Source organism: Shewanella sp. 553 (genome assembly GCF_059338375.1).
The window spans coordinates 2,609,074-2,635,295 of the sequence record NZ_CM181701.1 but is presented as its reverse complement, the minus strand read 5'-3'; the positions used below and the strand labels follow the sequence as shown (position 1 = coordinate 2,635,295).

The following is a 26,222-nucleotide window of genomic DNA, read 5'->3' as shown; positions in this document are numbered from 1 at the left end:
GGGTGGCCAAATACCTCAAGTGATCTATTTTTTACAAGGCTTCTTCGATACAGATAGCAATGTCGGTGACTTCGTAGATACGCAGCCCATCTTTACTTAGGCTTGCGTTACCTGTGATCACCTTCTTGTCACCTTCATCTTTTATCGAGGTAATACTGACATCCATCGACATCTGCTTATTGAGTGGGTTGATCTGACCGCGATATTTCCACTTAATGTTTGACAAAATCTGGCCAAACTTAGGGTTTTTAAATCCAGCGCCCAAATCTTTACTGATGGCGTAAGTTTGCATGGTTTCGATAATGGCTTCAACGCCTAACGAACCTGGCATCACAGGATCTTGGTGGAAATGGAACTGGAAGAACCAGTCGCTAGGATCGATAGTGCGCTCAGCATAGAGATAGCCTAAGCCTTCGGTGCCGCCGTTATCGACAATCTCGACGCTATCGATAAAGTTGAGTTGTCCGCCAGCAAGGCGATAGTGAGGCTGATTGGCCGGCGCATTAAAGTGGCGCCCAGCTTTATCTAACAAATTCACTTTGGTGTCGGCACTAATGCCTTTGGCCACATGCCAAGGCTGAGTCACTTTGCCATTGTCTAAGCCCAGCTGGTCTTTAAGCGCATCGCCTTTGAAGTAGCCAAATACTGCGGTGCCGCGATAGAAGGGCTCACCGTCGGTGCTCAACTCAAAGCTGAAACTTTGAATAATATTAGTGCCAGCCATCACCGTCGACAACAGACGCGAGTCGTTGACAATGGTTTTACCGCGTAGGTCGACATCGCGTAGTAGCTCGCCACTACCATCTAGGTTGCGGAAAAACAGCTCAAGCCCCGGAAAGCCTAATGTGGTGCCCATGTAACCAGAGATGAAGCCATTAGGCTGCAAAGAGATCTCCATCAGCACCGAATAAGGCATGACAGCATGGTGGCTATTCTTATCGAAATACCACGCATCCGTTGGCACTTCATATTCGGCAATACAGCTTGACGGCTTTTTAAATTCCCCACGTTTACCGTTAACTTCTACTACGCGGGTGGTTAACTGCAGATCGCCGCACGGGGTACGTGGCGGGATCATTCCGCGATAAATTGAAAACTCAGAGCCAAAGCAGTTTTCAATATTGCCTGTGGCAAATTCAAATAGGTGGTACGGCGTAAACGGGACTGTGTCAGGCACGCGATTGGGATAATCAGGTGTGAGTGGTGCCTCTACATGTGACAGAGGGATCACGCCTTTGTTAGGTGCAGCGCTCAAATCAGGCACTTGTGCCATTAACGGTGCATTGATTGACGCACCTTGATAGCCCTTTTTAGCACTTGCTGAGTCAGCAGGCACTGTGCTGCTAATCGCCAATGGAGCGTCATAGCGGGTGCACTCATCTTGCTCTTTGATCATCACGCCGAGGTTTTGGAAGTCCACCACCACTTTGCCATTAAGCAGAATGTCGATGTTGGCTTTGGCATAAGGACGTGGGCTGAATCCAATCTCGGTCACTTCCATACGATAGGTGAGCTGGGCCGATTGCGGAAGAACCTGACCACGACAACGTACCTTTTGTGACGCATTTTCAAGTGGTTGGAAACGACCATTTTTCGTTTGGGTGTGCATCCCTAGGTGTAACATGTAGAACTGCAGTAACTGGCCACAGCCCTCTGCCATCAAGGAGCCTGCCATCACCTGATCATCTTTAAAGTGACAAGGGAAGTACCAATGGTTAGGTTCCAGTTGCTTATGACCTTCGATTAACCCTAGTCCCCATGCACCGCCCGTTCTGTCGACCTTACTGACCTGTTCGATCATCAAGAACTTCTCAGAGGCAAAACACAGTGACGGTTGAGCTGAACCTGCGTGTGACGGACCAAAACAGCCTTCAATGTCGGCCGATAATAGCTTATGAATCGCAGTGTAATCGAACTGAGTCTGCGGGCAATCCAGTAGCGGATTAAAGCGTAGCTTAGTTGCGTTATTACGGGCCTTAATTTCATCTTCTGTGCGAATGACACCCTTACCGTCGGCCAGTTCAGCATCGGTAAAGAAGCCAGCACAGCCACCATCCATCTTGAGGATCATGGTATCGCCAACGAAACACTCATAAGAGAAGAAGAACAACAGGGTATCGCCGTTACGGGCATAGTGGTTGATCTTAATATCGTATCTTAATGTGTCACCGCCCCGTGGCAGGTCGCCTAAGAAGGTGAGGGTACAGTCCAGTAGACGGTAAACGCGCTCACCCTTGTTTTCAAAATCAATACCTAAGTAGCTGATTAGCATTAAGTCACACTGACCCGATTCAACGGCAACTGCCCAAGGAATTTGGCCATCGACTAAGTAAGGCGCATCCTCTGGGATGTCATACTCAGTGGTCATTGAACTTGGCTTGTATTCATTAATGTTGGCGTCGAGTTTCGTCACCCGCGACACCAACAGATAGTCGGTGGTCGGTAGGCGAACGCGGCGCGAATAGTTATCGATTGAGGCATATTCTGGGCCAAATACTTTGGCGATGTCGCCTTCAGCATACTCGACGAGATCATGGTAATCCCAGATGCAGGGCTTGTGTGCTGGCACTGGGGCGCGGTAAGGTTCTACTTTGTCATGCTGTGGTTTAAGGGTTGGTTGCGCTTTAGCCTGCACGTGTGACTGAGCCGGCGCCGCACCAGTGGCTTGTGCAAGCTGCTGCTTGAGCAGTTGGTCAGCCACTTTAAGGCCTGTTTCACGGCTTTTTAGGAAGGCGATATGCGCCTGCTGTGTGAGCTGCTGGTTATGTTGAAATGCCGCTAACTCGCCTTGTGGCAAATCTAATTGGCTCGCATCGAATGCGCTGGGTGTGTTGCTTGTCATGATGTTCTGGGTACCTATTGCTTTAGCAATGTGAGCCTGTGTTGGCGTTTGGGCATCTGCCGCCGACGTCGCAACTGGCTGTGGGTAGCTGATTAGTTGCGACGCACGTGAAGTGGTTGGCGCTAAATGACCCTGAGCAACTTTTGCTTTGATGGTGTCTAGGCCAGGTATCGGGGTGTTAATAATATGACCCACGATATCGCGCCCACCTAAACCGACCTCTTTCACTAAGCTGCGCTCAGCGTGGGTGCCTAAGGTGTGTGCCAGTCGCTGAGTCAGTGCTGTGCACTGCGCGGCATCTTGACTGATGTGGGTTAGCGAACACTGATTTTCACTGATGTTAGCGATCACCGCATGCTGACTTGTATCTTGCGCACCTTGTTGATTGCATTGTTGATTGAGGCGCAGCAGGCCATAGATAAGGCTGGTCATGCCTGCGGCGGCAAAGCTGTGTCCAAGCTGTTGTTGACCCTGCTCATAACGTGCATGGGTTAGCGGCAATGCTTGTTGCAATTGGTCGCATGTCAACGCGCTGCCTGGAGCAATACTCTGCTCAACTAGACTGATTTGTGCGCCATGGGTGCCTGTGAGTGTCAGTAACTCATCGGCGACGCGGCTAACCGTGCTGGTGGCGCCAAAGTTTACGCTCTCAATGGTGGCATAACTTTGCTTGGCTTGGGCAAGTGGTTCGAGCACTATCGCCCCCGCGCCCTCTGCCAGTTTCCAGCCTGTATCGCTTGGGGTTACCGCCATCGGACTTACGGCATTTTTAAGCATCACCTGCTCAATGCTGCCAGAGAGGTCGACCGCGGCAATCACCACGGCATCGAGCTGTTCTTGCACCATCATATTTTCGGCCACATCGAGTGCGCGACTCACAGACTGTTCACCCGCTGAAATGGTGAAAGCAGGGCCGTTAAAATCCCAAAGGGATGCGATACGCGATGCCATGATGTTGCCAATAAAGCTGGTGTACTGGTTGAGCTTGGCAGCATCGAGCACGCTGTCCATGGCGATGGTTTCGATGGATTGATACTCACTGTCTGTGAGTGTCACGCCCATGGCATTGAGGCTTTGTTTCAATTGCGTATGCAGATTGACGCGGCCACGGAACTGATGTAGTTCAAGCTCTGTCTCCATTGCGACCAGCACGGCCACTTTCTGGCCCGGCTTTAACTTGGCATCACGAATGGCCTCGTCGGTCACCTTCATCAACATCAGTTGCTGACAGATCAAGCGATCATCTTCATTAGGCGGCAGTTTAAAGCGTAAAAAATCCAGCTCAAAACTGTCAACATAAGCCCCTTGTGGAATGGCATGGATGCCAAATTTAGCTAATAGTTCAGGGTGCTTGTCGAGCCCTTTCCAACGTTTGTTGGGGAGGTCGATAAACGCATGTTGACCCTGTTGTAAGGTCGCATCGAGTTGATTAATGGTGCTAAGCGGCCCAATGTGGCTGGCGATACCGCTAATGGCAAATGCGGGAGTTGAGCCGTTACTGCAGGCCTGTGAAGGTGCGCTTGCAGCTCTTGGCTGTTTAGCGGTGTATGACTCTAATAGTAGGTGAGCATTACAGCCACCAAAGCCAAATACCGAGACCCCTGCAAGCCGTTCATGGTTGCCTGGCTTTACCGGCCATGGGGTGACTTTATTTGGCAAAGTATGAGCACCAAATAGGCCATTTGGCGAGCCAATGGCCTCACTAATATTAATGCTGGGCGGCAATACGCCTTGGCGCATGGCGAAGATCATCTTCATGATCCCCGGCATACCAGCGGCAGTAAGTAGGTGGCCTAAGTTGGATTTGGCTGAGCCAATAAGGGGTGCGGCTGAGCCATTGAGACGTGGTGCAAAAAACTGCTCCATCGAGGCCAGTTCAACCTTGTCTCCCAGTGGCGTGCCAGTGGCATGACATTCGATCACTTCGATATTTTCTGGCGCTATGTCGCTGCTGCGATAGGCGCGTTCGAAGGCCTTTACTTGGCCTTTGCTATTTGGACTCAGTACAAACTGGCCTTTACCGTCGTTAGACAGGCCGATCCCGCTGACCACGGCGTAGATCTTATCGCCGTCGCGCTCGGCATCGTCGAGACGTTTAAGCGCCAGTACGCCAGCGCCTTCACCGGCAAACAAGCCTTTGCTGTTTTTATCAAAGGGGGCTGAGAATCCATGATCTGGGTAGGCGTGAAAAATCGAGAACCCCATATTGATAAAGAAAGGGTCCGCGCCAGAAACGGCGCCCGCCAACATTAAATCGGCTTTGCCCGTTGCAAGGTAATCACAGGCTAATTTAAGTGAATAAACTGAGCTGGCACAGGCGGCATCTAGGCTGAGCTGCACGCGACCAAGGCCTAGCGCGTCGGCAACAACCTTAGAGGCATTATGGGCAATAGCCCCGTTGGCACAATCGATTGATGGCGTGTGTTGGGTCTGCGCGTTAAAGGCTTGCAGGCGAAAATCTCGGCTATCTAACTTGGTTTGCAAGGCCTTCTCTACCGCATTGTGATAGAGCGGCAGAAACAGCTCATTCGATTTTGCGGTTGGGAATGACAGCGCGCCCATGATGATGCCTGTGCGCTCGAGTAGCGGTGAGTCCACTGCCACGCCTGCATCGAGTAGCGCGTTACGGCTGGTATCGAGTGCCCATTTGAAACTGTCATCGAGTCCCTTGAGCTGCTCAGCCCCGATACGATAGCCGTTTGCATCGAAGATAAAGTCTTCAATATAGCCGCCGTTGTCGCAGTAGAAACGATCCGATTGGCCCTGTACACCTTGATAGTCGCTGCTATTGGCACCGAGTTTTTTATCGCTCAATGTGGTACGTGAGTCGCGTTTATCGAGTAAGTTTTGCCAAAATTGATCCGGCGTTTTAGCGTCGGGATACAGGGTCGCTAACCCGACTATCGCTATTTTGCATGGTTGAGAAGGCGCTTCATTTGAAGGCATTATGCTTCCCCTTTTAATAAGGTATTTGCCGCATCAGTTGTCTTTAGCTGCTCTTGCAGTGCTAATTGACGCTTTAGTCCCAGCTGCAACACGGTCAGGCTGACGGGGACACGATGACTGATTAACTGTCCGATCGCCTTAAGCAGAGTCGCGATATCGCTGCTCCCTTTGGCGTTTAGCGGAATAGTGCAGCATTGAGATGTAAGGTGTGCCGACGGTGATAACAGATTATCGATGAGTTTTTCACTGTCACTGCTTTTTAGTATTTTGTCTATGAGAGTGCAGTTTTGGCGATCGGCACCGATTTCGACAAATAGCCGTGCGCCTTGGCGCGTTGCACTCTGGATCAGGGCTGTAAAATCTAAGCTATTGCAGAAGGTATCGGCAATCGAGGTTGCTATCAGCTTAGGATTCAACTGACCCTGTTCATCGCCAACGCCCCTATCGATACCTTTGCCTGTATCGGCGGCGCTGATAAATGTGACTGGGTGACTCACCGCTTCTGGAACAATATTTTGCTGATAAAAAGCGATCACATTTTCATGCTGGCTGAGTGCAGGTGTCGTGTGCATTGCCGTTACACGATTGGCTGCAATCCCGCGTTTCCCCAAGGCTTTTAGTAGCTGCTGACAGCCATGCTCACAACCTGCAATCACGCAGGTGTCTCCCTGAGTAATAGCTAAGTAAACACGTGGATATTGCTCAAGCATTGAGCGAATCGACTCAGGAGTGCAGCGTACTACAAAGCTGTTCCAATGAATCACATCGCTATCGGTCAGTCCCCAAGCGCTGCGCACAGCGCTTAAGTCGCCTGAGATGACGGACGTAAATAGCGGATCGCTTTTGGTTTTGTCGATCAAGAGATGAGGCTGCTGCCATACGTCAAGACTGGCCCACATTGAGGCTTCGCCCATGGAGTAACCTAGCGCGTATTCTGGCTTAACATCAAACTCATCCATTAATAGTTTGCTCAGCAGATAACTCGCACCTACGCCTGCAATCGCCATATCGCCCAGCGCCATCTGCTCTGTGATCTGTTTGTCGCTATGATAGATCTCATCAGCCTGTAACATGGCTTTGAGATCGCCTTGCTGCTCTAAGCGGGCATAGAGCGCAGGGAAATAGTGATGCAGTTCGCTGAGCATGTCGTGGTAGACAGTGCCAACACCAGGATAAACAAAGGCCAGGTGTTGTTGTCCAAGTGGCTCGGCCGTAAAAAAGCTTCCAGCTGGGGTTTTGTATTGTCCTTTTTCTTTAAACACTCCGCCTAACGCATCACTCATACAGGCAATCTCTTGCGTGAGAGACTCTATGCTAGTGGCTTGCAATGTGAGCGCAAAACGTGGACTGGTACTGATTTCAAATTCATGTAAATTTTCCTGCATTAACTCCAGCAAAGATGACGTGATCTTTGAATTGTCGACCATCAACCTAATACTATCTAGCTCAGCGGCTAACGCCCACAAACCTTGATTTAACTCGGCTTCACTGGTGCCAGAGATTAAGAAGAATAGGCGCTGTGCTTTGAGCAAGGATCTTGCTTTTAATCGACCCGTACCTTGGGTCAGCACAATGGCTACATGGATCATTGCACTATCTGCGGGGTCAAATTGCAGATTTAACCTTGCTACACGTGCCTGATAACGCTCTGTAAACCAATAGTGGCTCGAGTTATCGTCACGGGTAATGGTGCGCTGTGCGATATCGATAATCAGTTGGCAAAGCGCGTCAAATGCAAGTTGATTGCGTTCAACCTCTGGATGACTCACTTGTTCATTATTAATAACAAGAGTGCGCTGACAGTTTACCGCGCTCAGATCTCGCTTAGCTTGTTTTAGCGCGAGGTTCGATGCCACGTCAGCAGTTTTGGCATATTGCACCCCAGCGAGATACGCGTGCGGATGCAGCTTTCGCTGCGCGGCCACAAGTGCGGGCATTAATACCAAACTGCTTTGCGGTGCCTGAATGTTGACTACTTCGCCAGCGGCCACAAGGTCTAGCGCCATTTCAAGATTTGTTGTGAACCTGTCAAGCTCAATCACCAAGATAGGTTCATTGCTCAGCTCGCTAGGCATAACGTCTGCCATATTAATCACGAGCGCGGCGACACGCAGTGGCGCCGCCTCATCTTGGTCAAGCTTGCTATCGCTTTGCGTTGCACTCCCTTTATTGAGAGTCCCATTATTGAGTGTCACTATGCATGATCCTCTTTAATGTGTTGCTCGTTAACAAAAGCGCCGTTAAGCGATTTGCTAATGGTCACTTTTGCCGATCTCATTACGCAGCTTAATTGGCCATTTTGATGATACAGGGCGACATCAGCGATGAGCTGTCGGCTGCTGGTTTTAAGGACGGTGAGTTCAATATAACCATTGTCGCCAAAGTCCATAGGTAACACACTGACGAACTCGCCAATGGTCGAGGGTAGGCTGGCAGCACCATAGGTTAATCTTGCCCAAACTAGCATCGCTTGCAGTAGCAGATCTTCAGCAAAAGGCTGACACCCTTTAGCCGTTAAGCTTGGGGTAAAGTCGCCACAATCTTGCTTGGCCACATTAGGCAGCTGACAGCTAACCACTAAGCCGTGCTCATTAAAGCGCAGCACCTTATCTAAGCCTTGTAAACGCGGACCATGGAACAGGGTGCCGTCGCTGTAAAGCCTAGCTTTATCCGTTACAGGCACGACTTGGCTGAGCTCATCAAACTGCTTAGTGCTATGTTGCACGTCGCCTGTATTCACTAATAGTGCCTGATACTGAGGCCGTCCTTCACAGCTGATTAACGCCTTAATACCTTTGAGTGCACCCGCTTCATATTGCGGGGTTAAGCTCATCATTAAGGTTTGGCTCTCGCCTGAGTCGAACACTATGCCTTTGAGTAACTTGTAGTCTTGCACCATGAGCGTTAGCCCATACTGCTCAAGCGCCGCTTCGCGCATCCATTGGATAGCACAGACCGTTGGCAATACGGGATTGCCACCAATGCGGTGATCTCGAACAAAGGTCAATGCATCAGGCTTTAGCACTCGCTTAAGTGTCACTTCAGTCAGTGCGGTGACGTCGCGCTGCGGGCGCTGTGCAACTTGCACCTCACCCGCATTAGGCTTTTTTACAGTCGCTTCCTTAGTGGCAGTGTTACTTTTGCTGTTGCCTTGCATGTCTGTGCCCACGAGCAGCTGCACGCCACTCTCTGTGAGTAGTTGGGTTGCAAATAGCTCCGCACCTGCTTGCAGAGGGATCACATACACGCCTCGGTCAGTAAACATCTTTTTCAGCGCCGGGTTAACCATGCCGCCATCCCAAGGTCCCCAGTTAAAGCTCATCACTTTGGCACTTGGGTGCTTTGCCGACAGTTGCAGTGCCGCTTTGTTAAGGATGTCGTTCGACATGGCATAGTCGCTTTGGCCAGTATTGCCGTAGAAACCTGCCGCCGAGGAGAACATGGCAACCAGTTTTAGCTGGCTGGTATCAATGACAGAAAGCAGCGCCTTGAGGCCGTTGACTTTGGTGCCATAAACCCGTGCCAGTTCATCTAAGGTTTTGTCTTGGATATGTTTGTCAGCCAAGACACCAGCACCATGGATAAGGCCTGTGATTGGCGTTATCTGAGTGATAGCGCTCAGTGCGCTGTTTACCGAGTCAGCATTGCTCACATCCATGCTGATGTATTCGGCGCTCGCGCCTACTGCGTTAAACGCATCCAGCGCGGCATTGATCTCTAAACTGCTCTGTACCGGCCACACGAGTGCATCTACCTGCTTAGGCGTTGGTTTGTCACCCGAGGCAATAATGTGGGCAATCGCGGCTGATTTGAGCTCAGTGGCAGATTTACCTTGTGCCCAGCTGGGCAGATTGTTAAGGGTCACATGTTGGCTACGACCCGCCAAGATAAAGTGAGACTGACAACGCTTAGCGAGAGCTAGGGCACACTCAAAGGTTACGCCTTTTGCACCCCCGGTCACCAGTATTTTATCTGCGCTGTTTAGCTCACTTTTTGCTGTTTTTACGCTCGCATCGCCTGCAATCAGGGCTGTGCGCTGCAGTTGACCTTGCTCATTGAGGCTTAAACCTGCTTCGTTCAATGTTGCATTGCTATCAAACAGCTCGTTGGCGATGGCATCACTTAAGCGGCTGGCATCCAATGCAGGTGCGATGTCTAATGCACGGCAAAATACGCTTGGCCACTCGTGACTTAATGTCTTGGTGAGACCAGCCAGTGCGGCTTGGTTGAGCTCTGCAGTTTTTAACTGTTCAAGGTCTAAATAACCGAAGCCACCGTCAATACGACTGACGCTGATGAACGCGCGTCGCGCACCGGTATCTTGGGTTAATTTAGCTTGCAACAACTTGGCCCACAAGAAGGCTTGGCTCAAGTGATTGAAGCTGTCGTCGCTAAGCTGCACGCTGCTATTATCTGTTGCTTGCGTCTCTTGTGGGTGCAAGTGAACAAAGCCGCTGATAGTGCCTAACTGCTTTTCAATCTGATCAATTACGGCAGCGATGCCAGTTTCATCTGCACTGTCAGCTTGAAAGCTTTTGATATCACTGTTTAGCGGTGACTGTGGTTGACCTTTCGGTAAACGCACTACGGCCACGTTTAAGCCCTGTTTAACCAGTTTCTCGGCTAGCACACCTGCATTATGGCCATCATCATTGATCACAATGTGAGTGTTAGCGGCGAAACAGTTGTTAACTAACTCCGCCGCATCAAGCTTTTTTAGCGCTACCTCGCTGTGAGGTGGCAGTTCAACACTCGGCTCGCTTGAGATCGCAGCAGGCTTATCATTTAAGGGCTCAGCCTTTACAGGCGCAGCGATTGATGAAGCGCCGAGCTTACTGTTCATATAGCTAACAATTTCACCTAAGGTACGACACTCAGCTAAATCTTCTGGGTTTAACTCAGGTAGACCCGGTAGCTCGTCTTGCACTGTGCCCAAAATTTCAACGCGCTTGATAGAGTCGATACCTAAATCGGCTTCCATATCCATCTCTAGGGCGAGCATCTCTGTTGGGTAACCGGTTTTCTCGGCCACCACGTTCATCATGGTGCTCTGCACTTGCTCGTTAGTCAGGCCGCCTTGAACAGGCGCAGCAGTCGTGGCAGGAGTGAGGGCAACAGGCGCAGCGGCTATCGCTGGTAACTTGCTGTTCATATAGGCCACGATTTCACCTAAGGTGCGACACTCGGCTAAGTCTTCTGGGCTGAGCTCAGGTAGCCCTGGCAGCTCATCTTGCACTGTGCCCAAAATTTCAACGCGCTTGATAGAGTCGATACCTAAATCGGCTTCCATATCCATCTCGAGGGCGAGCATCTCGGTGGGGTAACCGGTTTTCTCTGCCACCACGTTCATCATGGTGTTGTGCACTTGCTCGTTAGTCAGACCGCTTTGAACAGGCGCAGCAGTCGTGGCAGGAGTGAGGGCCGCTGGCGCATTTGCAGCAACGGGCGCAGCGGCTATCGCTGGTAACTTGCTGTTCATATAGGCCACGATTTCGCCTAAGGTGCGACACTCGGCTAAGTCTTCTGGGCTGAGCTCTGGTAGCCCTGGTAGCTCATCTTGCACTGTGCCTAAAATTTCAACGCGCTTGATAGAGTCGATGCCTAAATCGGCTTCCATATCCATCTCAAGGGCGAGCATCTCAGTTGGGTAACCGGTTTTCTCTGCCACCACGTTCATCATGGTGTTGTGCACTTGCTCGTTAGTCAGACCGCTTTGAACAGGCGCAGCAGTCGTGGCAGGAGTGAGGGCAGCTGGCGCATTTGCAGCAACGGGCGCAGCGGCTGTCGCTGGTAACTTGCTGTTCATGTAAGCAACGATTTCACCTAAGGTGCGACACTCGGCTAAGTCTTCTGGGCTGAGCTCTGGTAAACCTGGTAGCTCATCTTGCACTGTGCCTAAAATTTCGACGCGCTTGATAGAGTCGATGCCTAAGTCGGCTTCCATATCCATCTCAAGCTCAAGCATCTCAGTTGGGTAACCGGTTTTCTCGGCTACCACGTTCATCATGGTGCTATGCACTTGCTCGTTAGTTAGACCGCTTGGAGCCGACGCGCTTGTTGTAACGGGTGCACTGCCAACGGCTGGCAGTTTACTGTTCATGTAAGCAACGATTTCACCTAAGGTGCGACACTCAGCTAAGTCTTCTGGGCTGAGCTCTGGCAAACCTGGTAGCTCATCTTGCACTGTGCCTAAAATTTCAACGCGCTTGATAGAGTCGATGCCTAAGTCGGCTTCCATATCCATCTCAAGTTCAAGCATCTCGGTTGGGTAACCGGTTTTTTCAGCCACTACCGACATCATGGTCGCTTGCACTTTATCAGCAGAAAGCGCGTTGCTTGGCGCTGGTTCAACGACTGGGCTTGCAACAACTGGCGTTATAACGGCTGGTGCAGTAACTGCCACGACAGGCGCTACAGCTTTTGGTGCTACCGCAGGGGCAACGGTAGGTGCAGCCTTTGTCATTGAGGTTGCCGCAGTGCTAGCCAATGGTGCAGCGGTAACGACTGGGGCTGACTGGGTTGGCGCTGCTTGTACTGGCGCTGGCGGAGTTGTAGCGATTGCACCATGATTTAACAGTTCAAGCGCAGCAGTACTGCTTTGTGCTTGCAGTTCAAGGAACTGTGTATGGCTTTGCAGCGTTTGCGCCTGATGCTGGTGGAACTGCTCCATTGAGCGTTGCAGACTTTCTGGAATAGTCATTCCAGAGGCTGCCATCTGTGCTTGCGCGGTCATCAAGCTAGTGAAGGTTTCACCATATTGCTGAGGAATTGACAGGAACTGCTGATGCAATGCCGCCGCTTGGCTTTGGGCTGCAAAGAACTGGCTTAGGGCATCGTTGCTCACTGGCGTGGCCATGGTGGTAGCCATTTTGGGCGCAGCCGCTTGTGCTGGGGTATTGTTTACAGGCGAACGGTTTACCGCGCCGTTGTTTTCTACGACTTTTTCCACAACTTTCTCAACTTCCACAATCTTCTCTACTTCTACAATTTTCTCGACTTCGACCACTTTCTCAACTTCAACTAATTTTTCAACTATTTGACTCGAGATCGCACCTGTCTGTAACGATTTGGCCATCTTAGCCTGAGTTGCTGGGCTAATATGATTGGTCGCTGTCAGCTTGATGTTCATTGCCGATGGCTGCTCTTCGGCCGCTATTGGCGCCGCATAAGGATCGAGGTTTTCTAATGCAATACCATTAACAGCTAGTTGAACTGCCGCTTGACGCAGTTGCACATCGCTATTGCCTTTAGGATTTGGGTTGATGCTGACAGTGCACAGTTCGCTCATCTTGTCGCTAAGGGTGTTTTCAACCAATTTTTGTAAGATGTTTTTAGGACCGAACTCAACAAATACACGGGCACCCGCATCATACATGGCTTGCAACTGCTCGCTAAAACGAACCGATTGCAGCATATGTTGCTTAAACTCGCTCTTAATGGTCTTCGCGGCCGAGTTATACTGTTGGCCTGTGGCATTTGAGTAGATCGGGCGTTGTGGCTTAGTGAATTTCGCCGCATCGATAGCCTTAGCAAACGGAGCTTGAGCATGGCCAACCAATGGCGTATGGAACGCACCCGAAACCGGCAGTGAGATCGCTTTAAAGCCGATGTCACTTAAGGCTTTTGCTGCCTCTGAAGTTGCGGCGGTAGGGCCTGCAATCACTAGCTGAGTTGGCGCGTTGTAGTTTGCCACTTTTACGCCATCAAATTTGGCGATAGTTGATTCAAGTAATTCAAGATCACTGGCAGCTTTGGTGATAATGGCATACATTGCGCCGCTATCCACACCGTCATCAAGCTTAGTCGCCATGGCATCGCCGCGGGCAAAGGTGAGCTTGTAGTAATCGTCACTGCTGATAACCCCTGCGGCACAAAGCGCACTGAGTTCACCAAAGCTGTGGCCAGCGACCATGTCAGCTTCAAAACCTGCGGCGGTCAGTAACGCGTATTGGCCCATTGAGATGGCACCAATCGCACTTTGTGCGTTAGCTGTGTTGGTTAATAGTGCTTCTTGTGCCTTTTTAGCCTCAGTGCTAAACACTGGAATAGGGTAAACAACCTGAGACAATGGTGTCTTGTTGTGGGCATCAAACACCTTGTCAGCGCGTACAAATTGCTGGCGTATCTCTGGGAAGTGGCAAGCGAGTTCACGGCCCATATTGAGGTACTGTGAGCCTTGCCCTGCAAAGAGGGCGGCCACTTTACCCTCTGTCATTGCTGCGGCGCGGTAATGAATACCACCTGGCAGTGACCAGTGAGCCTCGTCACTAGATTGCAGCTTGGTTAGCGCCTGATTTATCAGCTTAATGAGCTCGTCATTGCTGCTAGCGACCAAGCCTAGGCGCGGGGCATTAGCCTCAAGTTTTCGTAGACCATAACCGCTGGCGATGTCGGTTAGGCGAGTGCCATTGTTGGCGGCGCTGAGGGCGCTATTGAGGCTTGCGATTAACTCAGCGTTATTCGTGCCACTAAATAGCAGGCTTTGAGCAACGCTGCGCTGACGGTATTGGGTCAGCTGGCTATCGGTACGCGCATGTTCACTGTTGTACTCTTCCAATACAAAGTGGAAGTTAGTGCCGCCAAAACCAAATGAGCTGATCCCCGCGCGGCGCGGCGTGCCATCGGGACGAGGCAGCCAAGGGCGAGTTTCAGTGTTTAAGTAAAACGGTGAGTTTTCGATATCCAGTTTTGGATTTGGCTCGCTGACATTAATGGTAGCTGGCAACACCTTGTGGTGCAGCGCTAGTGCCGCCTTGATCAACCCTGCGGTTCCCGCGGTTGATTTGGTGTGACCGATTTGCGATTTTACCGAACCCAGCGCGATATGTTGTTTGCTGTCATTGTCCTCTGCAAATACTGAGCTTAAGCCCCTAAATTCGGCCGCATCACCGGCGGCTGTGCCCGTGCCGTGCGCTTCGATAAGCCCAAGAGTGTGGGGCGCAAAGCCTGCGTCATCATAGGCGCGTTTAAGTGCCTTAGCTTGACCTTCAGGGCGCGGTGCATAGATAGACTTAAATTTGCCGTCTGACGATGCACCTATGCCTTTGATCACTGAATAGATACGATCGCCGTCACGCTCCGCATCCTCAAGACGCTTAAGCGCTATCATGCCGATGCCTTCGCCAATCATCATCCCTTTAGAGTCGATATCAAAGGGCTGAATGGTTTCATTGGTGGTAAAGGCGGGGGTCTTTGAGAAGCTCATATACATCGAAGGAGAGTTGTCGGTACACACACCACCTGTGATCATCATCTCTGAGCGGCCTTCAACGAGCTCACTCAGCGCCATACGCATAGCGGCTAATGAACCAGCACACGCGGCGTCGACAACACAGTTCATACCACCTAGGTCGAAACGGTTGGCAATACGGCCTGCAATCACGTTACCTAAGGAACCAGGGAATGAGTTCTCTTCCCAGTGGATATACTGGTCTTGGAATTTCTTGATCAGCATTTCACTGTCTGCATCGCTGATACCGCTGTTTTTGAATACTTTTTTAAGTACAGGGTATTGCAAGCGTGCATTGAGACTTTGACTGATCTTTTGACCGCCGCCGACCCCAAGGGTGATCCCGATTTTGTCACGATCATAATCGGCTGGCAGATTGGCATCGGCTAAGACTTCTTTGGCGACGATGAGTGACAATAACTGCGAGGTATCGGTTAACTCGAGGATATTTGGCGGTAGGCCAAACTCCATTGGGTTGAAGTTGACTTCTGGCATAAAGCCGCCGCGCTTACAGTAACTTTTGTCGGGCGCACTCTTATTGGTGTCAAAGTAGTCTTCGCTGTTCCAATGGGTGTCTGGCACTTCCGTTATCGCATCAATTTTCTCACTGATTAAGTCCCAAAACTTGTTCAGGTAGCGAGAGTTGGCAAAGATGCTGGCCATGCCAACGATGGCAATTGGCATATCTTTCAGTCGCTTATTGAGGCGTGTGTCACGCTGCTCAGCGGCTTGTTCGGCTGTAGGTTTAGCGGTCTGGCTCATTATGAGTCTCCAGTAGATGCCTGAGTGTCAGGCGTCTTGTTGTGAATGTCAGCGTCTGTGTGTGTGCCATGAGTGAGCTTGGCACCAGGGAATCGCTGTAAAAATAGGTGATAGTTGCGTACTAATAACTTACGCAAATGAAACGGCCCATGTTGTAATACGTGGGCGATATAGCGTCTTGTGGCTTGGGTATTGCCATCTTGGTATATGTCTAAATAGATCCAGTCACTGTGAGGGTCGATACCCAGTAGCACAGAGCTAGGGGTGGAGTCGGTTAGTTGTGGCGGAATGGTCAGTGATGCTACTTGCACCACAGTGTCGCCATCGGCTTGGGGCAGTGCCAAGGTATTGGCTAATGTTTCAGGGTTTAGCGTATAGGTGGCAATATCGCTCCCTTGTGCGATAGGCAATTGATTAAAATAACGCTCGGGCACGTTGGGGCTTTCGATGTCGCTGACCCGTGATACACCATAACGCTTGAGGCAGCGAGCGAGACCAGAGCGAGATACATTGGGGTTAATAAACTGCTGAGTTACCTCTAACAATCTGTCGAGCGGCATCTTTAATTGATAGCGCAAGCCCACCACCACATATTCTTGCATTGGGGTCAACGTGGTATTGAGATGATGTGGCGTATTCGGTGTGTTATTGACTGAATCGCGCTTACGCCACTTACGTACCGTGGCTTCACTGATATTGAGCACTCTCGCCAGCTGACTTACTGGCAGATCAGAGCCTTGAATGAAGCGGCGCATCTCGGGCGTCGTCGTAGCATTTTTATGGCTTAACTCACTTAATCTGCTGGCCTCAAGGCGTACAGGGCGCGCTGGTAACCTTTCATCTATCACAAGCGGGTTTTCATCCTGAGGTTCAACCATAGGCTCAGTTAAATTCCATTAATAATCAGTTGGGACAACCACCAAATCTTTGCGTACTGATGCCGAAACAACGACACCCTAGGTCACATATTTATCGATGATTCATCATTATTTGCCAGCAGACTACAGTAGGTTTACGGTCAACACAATCACCTGGGACTTAAAAGTCTCGTATGAGTACTGTTTTAGCGTACTCATGTGCGCTCAACATCAGTCTTGAGAGGCTCCCGTATGGATCACTCTTGAGTGTTTATCAATCCGTGATCTCGATCAAAAGTTACTGTGCCTGAGACGCCTATACTGGTTAACAAATCGTTAGCAATGATCACATTAGGGTGGCAGTAGCATCGATGCAGTCTCCACTTTTTGCGTGTACCCCATGATCACACCATCGCGCGGTTGTATCGGGATAACATTAACAAAAGGAGGCCTATATGGCTGAGTTCATGACGGAGCAGATCCGTAACCTAGCGGTGCTCGGACACACGGGGGCAGGTAAATCATCACTGCTCGAGGCATTACTGTTTAAGGGTAAAGCGTTCCCTCAAAAAGGCAGGGTGGATAAGGGCACAAATCATGCCGATTTCACTGCCCAAGAAAAAGATCATCGCCACAGCCTCGAACCCTCCTTTCTCTATCTCGACATTGACAATCAGCACATCAACTTTATCGACACCCCAGGTCTTCCTGACTTTTTTGGACGAGCACTATTACCTCTGCCAGGCGTCGAGACTGTGTTGTTGGTGATTAACGCCATCACAGGGATTGAAACCATCACCCAACGTGCCTTTGAAGCCGCAAGGGCTCAGGGCAAAGTGGTACTTATCGTCGTTAATCATATTGATGGTAATGGCGATAAACTTGCTGCCTTGTTAGACGATATTCAAACTAAGTGGGGCCAAGGGTGTTTACCGGTTAATTTACCTAATACAGATCTTGATAAGGTGATTGATTGTTATCTGCATCCCGAACCACAGCTGCAAGGTGAAGCGCTATTTCATGATATTGCCAGTGCCCGTGATGAGCTGATTGATACGGTATTGGAAGAAGATGATGAGTTAATGGCACTCTATTTAGAGCAGGGAGAGACGTTAACTCCCGAGCAGTTGCATGGGCCGTTAGAAATGGCATTGCGACGGGGGCATTTAGTGCCTATCTGTTTTACTAGCGCCGAAACTGAGATCGGTATTACCGAGCTACTCGAACTGATCATTAAGCTATGCCCTAATCCGCTGGAAGCCAATCCACCGCAGTTTTTAAAAGGATTTGCCGACAAAACTAAGCCTGTAGAGGTCACGCAAGCTGCCGATGATCATGTACTTGCTCATGTATTTCGGGTCGCGATCGATCCTTTCTTTGGTCGGATGGGCGTGTTTAGAGTGCACCAAGGTACGATTCAATTAGGCATGAAGCTCTTTATTGGTGATGGGCGCAAACCTTTCAAAGTCAGTAACTTATTTAAGTTACAAGGGGATAAACAGATCGCAGTGACCTCGGCTATCCCTGGTGATATCTGCGCTGTGTCTAAAGTCGATGAATTGATGGTGGGGGCGGTTTTACATGACAGCCATGATGAGGATGAATTTCGCATGCCGGAATTGCATCTGCCTGAGCCTATCTTTGGCCTAGCGGTGTCGGCCAAGCGTCGCGGTGATGAACAAAAAATTGCCGAGGTGTTGCATAAGTTGGTGGTGGAAGATCCCAGTTTACAGATCGCCAAGAATGAAGCCGAAGGCCAGACCATTTTGCAAGGGCAAGGCGATTTACATTTGCAAATCGCGCTCGAAAAAGCCCACGACCTGTTTAATGTCGATATGGATACCGATGTGCCCGCCGTTGCCTATCGTGAAACCGTGACATCGACAGCGCAGGCGCGTTATCGCCACAAAAAGCAGTCCGGTGGTTCTGGCCAATTTGGTGAAGTGATGCTGGCCATTGAGCCCTTGCCCCGTGGTACAGGATTTGAATTTGTCAGTAAAGTGGTGGGTGGCGCCGTGCCTAGCCAATACATTCCGGCGGTGGAAAAAGGGGTAAAAGAAGCGATGAGTAGCGGCGTCTTGGCGGGTTACCCTTTGCAAGATGTGCGCGTGTCGCTACTTGACGGTAAGCATCATAGTGTTGACTCGAAAGAGATCGCTTTCGTCATGGCCGGCAAAAAGGCTTTTATTGAAGCGGTCCAAGCAGCCAGTCCGGTTATTTTAGAGCCGATAGTGGAGATGAAAGTGCAAGTAGCGCAAGAGCACGTCGGCGATATCACCGGTGATATCAGTGCCAATCGCGGCATTATTTGTGGCACGCAAGCACTCGATAACAACAAGGTCGAGGTGGCAGTAGAAGCACCTCTGGCCACGGTGGATGATTATTCCACTCGGCTTAAATCGCTTACTGGTGGTGATGGGCAATTTTCAGTCAGCTTTAGTCGTTATGATGTGGTACCAGAGCATATACAGCGGGAATTGGTGGCTGGTGCCAAGCGTGATTAGTTAAGCCTATTGGTTGTGTTGGAGCATGGTTTTTACGGTGGGGTTAATGGAGATCCTGTGATGAGATAAGGCGTTATTACTAACGCCTTATTCTTTAACTTTGCCTCATCACAGCTCGTTAGCTTCTCTTATACGCTCGTGTTTTTCTTGTTCCTCTTCAAAGGCAGCTTGGATCTCTTCGAGCACTGAATGGACGTCAGCAGTATGGGTATCTTCTGCAAATTGACCGGTTAACTGGGTGTCAGGGGTCAATTTAGCTTTTTCATACAGGGCCCACATCTCTTTGGCGTATTTGGTTTGTTTTAGCTCGGGGGCAAATTGAGAGTAGTAGCCTGTCATGTTGTTAACATCACGAGCGAGCATGGCTTTGGCGTTATTATTGGCTGAGGCATCAACTGCTTGGGGCAGGTCGATGATCACAGGACCTGTGGCATCCAGTAATACATTAAACTCGGATAGATCACCATGGACTATGCCAGCACACAACATGCGGGTGATGTAACCCATCATGGTGTCGTGATCTTTTATTGCCTGCTCGGGGGTTAGCATCACATCATTGAGACGCGGCGCCACATCCCCATTGGCATCCGTGATGAGTTCCATTAATAACACACCATCGAAACAGCCAAAGGGAGTGGGAACTCTAATATCGGCGGCGGCACATTTATACAGGGCATCAACCTCGGCATTTTGCCAGGCTTGCTCTTGTTGCTCGCGTCCATAGCTTGAGCCTTTTTCCATTGCACGGCTGCGACGGCTATTTCGACTCTTTCTACCTTCTTGATATTGCGCCGCTTTTTTGAAACTACGTTGAGTTGCTTCTTTATAGACTTTGGCGCAGCGGATCTCTGTCCCACAGCGAACGATGTAGACAGTGGCTTCTTTACCGCTCATCAATTGACTGATGACTTCGTCGACGAGACCGTCATCAACGAGTGGTTGTATGCGTTTGGGAGTTTTCATTGCGTCGTTATACCTTACTTCAGCCTCGGATGGTACCTCTACACCAGTAAATAAGCCGATAGTGGCCAATAAGGGGGAATGTTTGTTACCTGTTTTGGTTATCAATAATGGGCGATTTTGTTAACGCTAGTAAGGGGCATCGATTTCATTCTGATTAATCATGTCTGTAAGCTTTACGCTATTGACGTAATTATTATCATGTTCACTTTTATGAACTTTCGAACACTCCTTATTCGTTTTGATGGTATTAGCATATGGTAGGTGACATATGTTAATAGCGACAATGTGATTTTAGTGGTTTGTAGGTTTTTAATGTTGTTTAAATGAGGCTTTTTATTTGGTATTGATTTTTATTTACAGTTTTATATGTTAGTTATTTTTTTGAGGGTAAAGTCATTATCGTCAGGTTTTTATTGCTAATTTCCTCATTGTTAATTTATCCGTCATAAAATTATTTATTGTTAAGTTATCAATTTTCAAGTTGTTTTTATTGTTCTTTACTATTTTTTGTCGCTCAATTTAATTCTTCTTGATGAGTTCTCTTTGTTATTAGTTGAGTTCAGGGGGGCTTGCTTGTTTTAATATAGCTATTCTTATGTTTTTCATTTAAAGCGCTGTATTTAATCGTTTTTATTTGGATTTTGTTTTGTGGTGTTGCTATTTTTATCCACGTATTGATATGTCATTTTTTATCTGTTCTATTTTTACATAGAGCTTGCTACCAAGGTCTTATAGATATTTATTATAAATTAAAATCAGGGCTTTTATTATTTTTTTTGTGAAAAATTTAAATGTGGTGGTTGTTATTGATAATTTTTAAGTTGATCACGGTATTGCATTTAACTTGGTATGATAAATGTTAATTCATTTTAAATTAAGGTTGGCTTAGTACGGTTGATTCACTTAATCTTTACATTTGTTTCAATTTAAGTCGTTAGTTGTATTTAACAGTATTTAAATAATTAGCAGGTAATGATTAAGTACCAACTTAAATAAAATAATAAATTTTCTATGTTTTAAACATAAATGGGAGAGACTATGAGTGAGTCATTTAATAAGTCGATTATTTGTGGCTTAGTAATTGCTGGCCTAGCGATGGGTTGCAGCGATGGCAATGATGGTAAAGATGGTCAAGACGGGACTAACGGCAGTGATGGTAGTGACGGTGAGAATGGCATTGTTATCGCGACTTCAGCCGAGTCATTAAGCTTAGAATATATCACTTATGGCTTCGATGCCGATGGGGTGCGTTCTGCCACATTTAAAGTGACTAATGAACAGGGCTTGCCTGTTGTTGGTGTGCCCTCGGTACGTTTCTTGAGTTCGCAATTGGTTCAGAGTGAGCAGGGCTACAGCGAACGACAGGGACTTGGCTATGAAACCTGTACAACCGAAGCAGATAGTTGCTTAACCGATCATAAAGACGGTACTTATACCGTGGTGAGTACCACCAAAATCGGCGAGTTAGATTTTACCGATAAGTCTTATGTATTTGATGAAACAGCGCCACAACGCTTTATGGTACGCGTACAAGCCTATAACGGTATTCCTGGAATTGGTAGCGTGCAAGATATTATGCAAGAAGTTGATTTTATGATCGACGGCTCTGCAGTCACCTTGACTCGCGCTATGGTGAGTACCGAAAGTTGTAATGCCTGTCATACCGATATCGCTTATGCACGTTACGATAGCTATTATCGTTCACCGCATTATGGCAACAACGTTGAAGCGTGTACCACCTGTCATACCACTGGCGAAAAAGACGGTAAGGGGACTATTGTTGAGCGGGCTCACCGTTGGCACAGTGGGTTACCTAATAATCTAGTCGCCAGTTCTTATGATTGTACTAGCTGTCACGTCACCGAAAATAACGACACATTGCTTAATGGTGATGAATGGCTCAGTAAAACCGCTAATGATAAGGCCTGTTTGAGTTGTCACAGTGCGGACACACTTAAGCATGGCAGTGATTTGCCATTAAGTTGTGCTAGTTGTCATGATGTGGCTGAAATGCATCTGGTTAAACAAGACGCTAAAAAAACTGCGCGTGATGCATATAGTGTCGATGTCACCCAAGTTTCGCTGGCACCAGTAACATCTATGCGTAATGGTAATACCTACGAAACGGCTGAAATTACTTTCACCATTAAAGTGTTAGACCATGCTGGTAAGCCTTTAGCTGTGTCACCTAAAGATGCAGGTTTCTTTGCGGACATGCGCGCTACAGTGGCATGGGACATGGAAGCGGGTTACCGCACTTTGACCACAGAAACTAAACCAGATGGTGGCTTGAGCCGTATGGCCAACCATGCGATTAACTACAAGTTTGTTGGCGTCGATCCCATCAGTGGCGATCCAGCGACAGGTGAATATACCTATGTAATATCTGGGGATTTAGTGGATGATTTGAGCAAAGGTAGTACAGGACTCATCATTCCTAATAGTACCGATAGCCAAACGGGTATTTTAGCCATCGAAACGACGTTGAAAGCCGATGAGAAAACAGGTCAGCCTGATGCTGATGGGGCCTTGACTGAGCGTTTGCGTTCAAGCTCAAGTTTCTTTACGTTAGCCGGACTGAGCGATACGCCGCGCCGTCAAGTGGTCGATAATGCCTTATGTGCTTCGTGTCATGGCGACCAAGCTTATGGGTATCATGGCCGTCGTAATGATCTAGAGCAGCAATGTGTAGCTTGTCATAACTTAGGTAACGCCGAGTGGGATAAGTACCATATGGCTGAGCAAGTTGCGCCGAAAGATACGGTATTAAACCATATCTCTTGGAATACCTTTGTGCATGCTTTACACGCACAAAACCGCGATGAGCAGAAACTGGAAGAGGGTGCCAAACGCCAATTTAAGTATCCAGCAAGGCTAAACGATTGTGCCCAGTGCCATGTGGATGGCAGTGCAAGCCTAACTGAGATTGAAAAAGCGAATGCGCTGATCACTCGCCACGATTATGTTGATAACGCTGATTTCTTTGCCACCAGCCCAGCTGCAGCAACCTGCTGGTCATGTCATGGCCCTTACGGTGGGGATTCATTGAAGGCCCATATGCAAAGTAACGGCGCCACTTTTGAAGTCAAAGTCGACAGTAGCAATGCTACATTTGACGGTGATGTCGTGGTCGATGTTAATTTGCCTAGAGAGTCGTGCTCTGTGTGTCACTCAACCAACAAGTTAGCTGAGTCGCATCAGTTTTAGTGGGTAGGGCAAGGTTATGCTTTGCCCTGATGCAGTAACATCATTTCCCTGCAAAGTTTGATGGTAATTAAAGTAAAAGACCCGATATTCTCGGGTCTTTTTATCTGTGCAGTATGTGGGCTTATCTGTTTAGCACTGTGTTATTCAGGGCGACTCAGGCGCTCAATAATGGTTTGGTGCTGCGGGTATTGGGCGAGTAGGGTTTGTTGACTAAACAACTCAAAATTATCGAAAGTAAACCCAGGTGAAACCATGCAACCGACCAGTGAAAACCCGGGCTGGTTCATCGCCGAGCCGAAAATGCAGCCTTTGGGTACTAAAAATTGTGGACGTTCACCCGCGGCGATGTCGAGACCTAACTGGGCCGTGGTTAATTCACCTTGTTCATCAATCATATAGATAGTTAATGACTGCCCTGCATGGAAATACCACATCTCATCAGAGGTTAAGCGATGAAAATGCGACACCTCACCAGTACGCAATAAAAAGTAGATGCTGCTCCACAGTGAGCGCGTGGCATCGAAATCACTTTGTGAGCGAAAAGAGGATCGATAGTAACCACCTTCAACATGTTGTTCGAGTTCGAGTTGTTGAATAAAGTCATCGGCTGTTTGCATGTAAAGTACCTATTAAATGTCTAAATTATGTAGAGGGCATAGCGTGTGTTAGTGGCATGAGTCATGCCATTTGCTTATGAGGTATGCTTGTACTGCGCCATTAAACGCGCTCTTAAAATACTTGTCAAAGCCAATCCCGCTTTGATGTTACTTAAGGCGCTATTTTTATACGGCCGCTAGCCCAAGTCAGTTAATGACATTACCATAGCGAGCTAATAATCGATTAAAGGAGTTATTAATGACACAGAGTATGAAAATTGAACGCCTCAATCCCACAACACGTTGGTCAGATGCCACTGTGTATAACGGTATTGGTCATTTTGTGGAAATTGCAGCCGATACCGACGCGGATATTGCAGGCCAGGTGTCACAGATCTTTGCTCAAGCAGAAGCGACATTGGCGCACATTAACAGCGATCATTCGCGTTTACTGTCGGCAACGATTTATATTACAGACTTTACTTACCTCCCCACCTTTAATGCACTGTGGGATGCCTGGTTACCCGCAGGGTGTGCGCCAAGTCGAGCCTGTATAAAGGCTGAGCTTGCCGACCCTAACTATTTGGTTGAAATTGCTTTTGTCGCTGCCGTTTAGCAAGGTTACTGTGTGCGACGGTGTCGATTAGCAGCGCTCTGTTTGTCGACATCCTTGGTGTTCTATCTTATTAAGTCGTGGCGCCTTGATGGCATTTTAGCGCGATAAGTTTAACTTACTTTGTCGAGGTTGTTTAAAAACATTGATCTAAATCAAATACATCTTTATTATCCGTAAAAATATATATTATTTACATGTTAAAGGTGTCGCACTATGTTAGATAAGCAAACTATTCAAATCGTCAAAAGCACGATTCCGCTATTAGAGTCTGCGGGCCCCGCGTTAACCAGCCATTTTTACCAGCGTATGTTTGAGCACAATCCTGAATTAAAAGATACATTTAACTTAGCCAATCAACATAATGGTGGTCAGCCAGTCGCGCTATTTAATGCGGTTGCGGCTTATGCGAAAAATATCGATAATTTAGCAGTGCTCAGCAGCGCAGTGGAGCGCATCGCGCAAAAACATACCGGCTTTTTAATCCAACCAGAGCAGTACCAAGTTGTTGGGCATCATCTGTTAGCCACGCTAAAAGAGTTGGGCGGCGAGGCAGTAACCGATGAAGTACTCGATGCATGGGGTCGTGCTTATGGGGTATTAGCCGATATTTTTATTGGCCGTGAGAGTCAGCTTTATCAAACTCGTGCCGAGCAAGCAGGTGGCTGGAAAGGGACGCGGGCTTTTACGATTACCGCCAAGCAGCAAGAGTCTGAGGTGATCACTTCATTTGTTCTCACTCCAAATGATGGCCAAGCGGTTATGGATTTTGTACCAGGGCAATATTTAAGTGTGCAGGTACAAGATAGCGATTTTGAGCAACAAGAAATTCGCCAGTATTCGTTGTCAGATGCCCCCAATGGCAGTAGCTATCGGATCAGTGTTAAGCGTGAAGTGGGTGGCTTAGTCTCATCTAAACTGCATGATGGCTTTAATGTGGGTGATGAACTGGCGGTGATCCCACCCGCGGGAGACTTTGTGCTGGCGGTCGATGATGACACGCCAGCGGTGTTGATTTCAGCGGGTGTGGGACTGACCCCAATGATGAGCATGCTTAATCAGTTGATGGGCTCTGAGCATCACAGCGACATCACTTGGTTACATGCCTGTGAATTTGGGGCGTTTCATGGTTTTAAGTCAGATATTAAGCAAAAAGCGGCTAGTTATGAGCCTTTAGCGGCCTATACCTGGTATCGCGAGCCAAGCAGTGATGACCGTATCGGTGAGGATTATCAGTTTACTGGTACTATCGAGTTGGACAAGGTTGCAGGCAGATTACTCCCTCATGCGCAGTACTATTTTTGTGGGCCTGTGCCCTTTATGGCTGAGGTAAAGCGACAATTGTTAGCACTTGGCATAGCGCCTAGTCAGTTGCATTACGAGGTCTTTGGCCCGCATCAAAGCTTGTAATTAATCGCTGCTCGATTGGCTAGATAAAAAATAGGCTAGAAAAATAAAGGGCCCAGCACGTTGAATACACGGCGCTGGTCCCGTCACGTATAGGGGAGCGTCGCTTTCGCTTAATCTTGCTTAAGAGCGCCATTTGTTTTATCTCATTACTTATTTTTATCCCATCACTCATGTTAACCCGCCACTGAGTTTATACAGCGTTTATACCGCCGCTTAATGTAGAGCATCGAGAACACGAGGGAGATGAAGGCAAGGGGAAGTTAAACGTATTAACCTTTCGGTGTGCTTAATCC

10 protein-coding genes are annotated in these 26,222 nt (G+C 48.6%); 4 read left to right on the top strand and 6 right to left on the bottom strand.

What is annotated here, in order from left to right; all coding sequences use genetic code 11:
* Positions 1-31 precede the first annotated feature (31 nt).
* Genes AC5YBZ_RS11665 through AC5YBZ_RS11650 form a run of 4 tightly spaced genes read right to left on the bottom strand, consistent with a single transcriptional unit; the run spans position 32 to position 16,657 of the window.
* Complete coding sequence (locus AC5YBZ_RS11665) at positions 32-5,788, bottom strand: hotdog fold thioesterase (protein ID WP_494521325.1); 5,757 nt, start codon at positions 5,786-5,788, stop codon at positions 32-34.
* A complete protein-coding gene (locus AC5YBZ_RS11660) occupies positions 5,788-7,983 on the bottom strand; it encodes a PfaB family protein (protein ID WP_494521326.1) in 2,196 nt (731 codons plus the stop codon). Before AC5YBZ_RS11660 ends, AC5YBZ_RS11665 begins: the two co-directional genes overlap by 1 nt.
* Positions 7,983-15,779 carry an SDR family NAD(P)-dependent oxidoreductase gene (locus tag AC5YBZ_RS11655; RefSeq protein WP_494542934.1) on the bottom strand — a complete coding sequence of 2,599 codons (7,797 nt, stop codon included), beginning with the start codon at positions 15,777-15,779 and terminating at the stop codon, positions 7,983-7,985. Before AC5YBZ_RS11655 ends, AC5YBZ_RS11660 begins: the two co-directional genes overlap by 1 nt.
* Positions 15,779-16,657, bottom strand: coding sequence for a transposase family protein (locus AC5YBZ_RS11650; protein WP_494521328.1), 879 nt, complete (start codon positions 16,655-16,657; stop codon positions 15,779-15,781). Before AC5YBZ_RS11650 ends, AC5YBZ_RS11655 begins: the two co-directional genes overlap by 1 nt.
* 434 nt (positions 16,658-17,091) lie before the next feature.
* Between AC5YBZ_RS11650 and fusA the strand changes: the two genes are divergently transcribed.
* Positions 17,092-19,140, top strand: a complete 2,049-nt coding sequence (gene fusA / locus AC5YBZ_RS11645; protein ID WP_494521329.1) for an elongation factor G — start codon at positions 17,092-17,094, stop codon at positions 19,138-19,140.
* 108 nt (positions 19,141-19,248) lie between these two features.
* On the opposite strand, the gene AC5YBZ_RS11640 is transcribed toward fusA, so the two are convergent.
* Positions 19,249-20,103, bottom strand: a complete 855-nt coding sequence (locus AC5YBZ_RS11640; RefSeq protein WP_475514406.1) for a PA4780 family RIO1-like protein kinase — start codon at positions 20,101-20,103, stop codon at positions 19,249-19,251.
* A gap of 1,038 nt (positions 20,104-21,141) precedes the next feature.
* Here AC5YBZ_RS11640 and AC5YBZ_RS11635 point away from each other — a divergent pair.
* Complete coding sequence (locus AC5YBZ_RS11635) at positions 21,142-23,310, top strand: OmcA/MtrC family decaheme c-type cytochrome (protein ID WP_494521330.1); 2,169 nt, start codon at positions 21,142-21,144, stop codon at positions 23,308-23,310.
* Positions 23,311-23,450: 140 nt separating this feature from the next.
* On the opposite strand, the gene AC5YBZ_RS11630 is transcribed toward AC5YBZ_RS11635, so the two are convergent.
* Complete coding sequence (locus tag AC5YBZ_RS11630; RefSeq protein ID WP_494521331.1) at positions 23,451-23,927, bottom strand: cupin domain-containing protein; 477 nt, start codon at positions 23,925-23,927, stop codon at positions 23,451-23,453.
* A 238-nt stretch (positions 23,928-24,165) separates the two neighbouring features.
* On the opposite strand from AC5YBZ_RS11630, the gene AC5YBZ_RS11625 reads away from it, so the two are divergent.
* Complete coding sequence (locus AC5YBZ_RS11625) at positions 24,166-24,522, top strand: RidA family protein (RefSeq protein ID WP_494521332.1); 357 nt, start codon at positions 24,166-24,168, stop codon at positions 24,520-24,522.
* Between the two features lie 213 nt (positions 24,523-24,735).
* Positions 24,736-25,929, top strand: coding sequence for an NO-inducible flavohemoprotein (gene hmpA, locus AC5YBZ_RS11620; RefSeq protein ID WP_494521333.1), 1,194 nt, complete (start codon positions 24,736-24,738; stop codon positions 25,927-25,929).
* Positions 25,930-26,222: the final 293 nt, after the last annotated feature.

Excerpts from the sequence above, each read along its gene's own strand:
- AC5YBZ_RS11665 (WP_494521325.1), bottom strand. The coding sequence starts at position 5,788 with ATGCCTTCAAATGAAGCGCCTTCTCAACCATGCAAAATAGCGATAGTC.
- AC5YBZ_RS11655 (WP_494542934.1), bottom strand. The coding sequence starts at position 15,779 with ATGAGCCAGACCGCTAAACCTACAGCCGAACAAGCCGCTGAGCAGCGT.
- AC5YBZ_RS11650 (WP_494521328.1), bottom strand. The coding sequence starts at position 16,657 with ATGGTTGAACCTCAGGATGAAAACCCGCTTGTGATAGATGAAAGGTTA.
- fusA (WP_494521329.1), top strand. The coding sequence starts at position 17,092 with ATGGCTGAGTTCATGACGGAGCAGATCCGTAACCTAGCGGTGCTCGGA.
- AC5YBZ_RS11640 (WP_475514406.1), bottom strand. The coding sequence starts at position 20,103 with ATGAAAACTCCCAAACGCATACAACCACTCGTTGATGACGGTCTCGTC.
- AC5YBZ_RS11635 (WP_494521330.1), top strand. The coding sequence starts at position 21,142 with ATGAGTGAGTCATTTAATAAGTCGATTATTTGTGGCTTAGTAATTGCT.
- AC5YBZ_RS11630 (WP_494521331.1), bottom strand. The coding sequence starts at position 23,927 with ATGCAAACAGCCGATGACTTTATTCAACAACTCGAACTCGAACAACAT.
- AC5YBZ_RS11625 (WP_494521332.1), top strand. The coding sequence starts at position 24,166 with ATGACACAGAGTATGAAAATTGAACGCCTCAATCCCACAACACGTTGG.
- hmpA (WP_494521333.1), top strand. The coding sequence starts at position 24,736 with ATGTTAGATAAGCAAACTATTCAAATCGTCAAAAGCACGATTCCGCTA.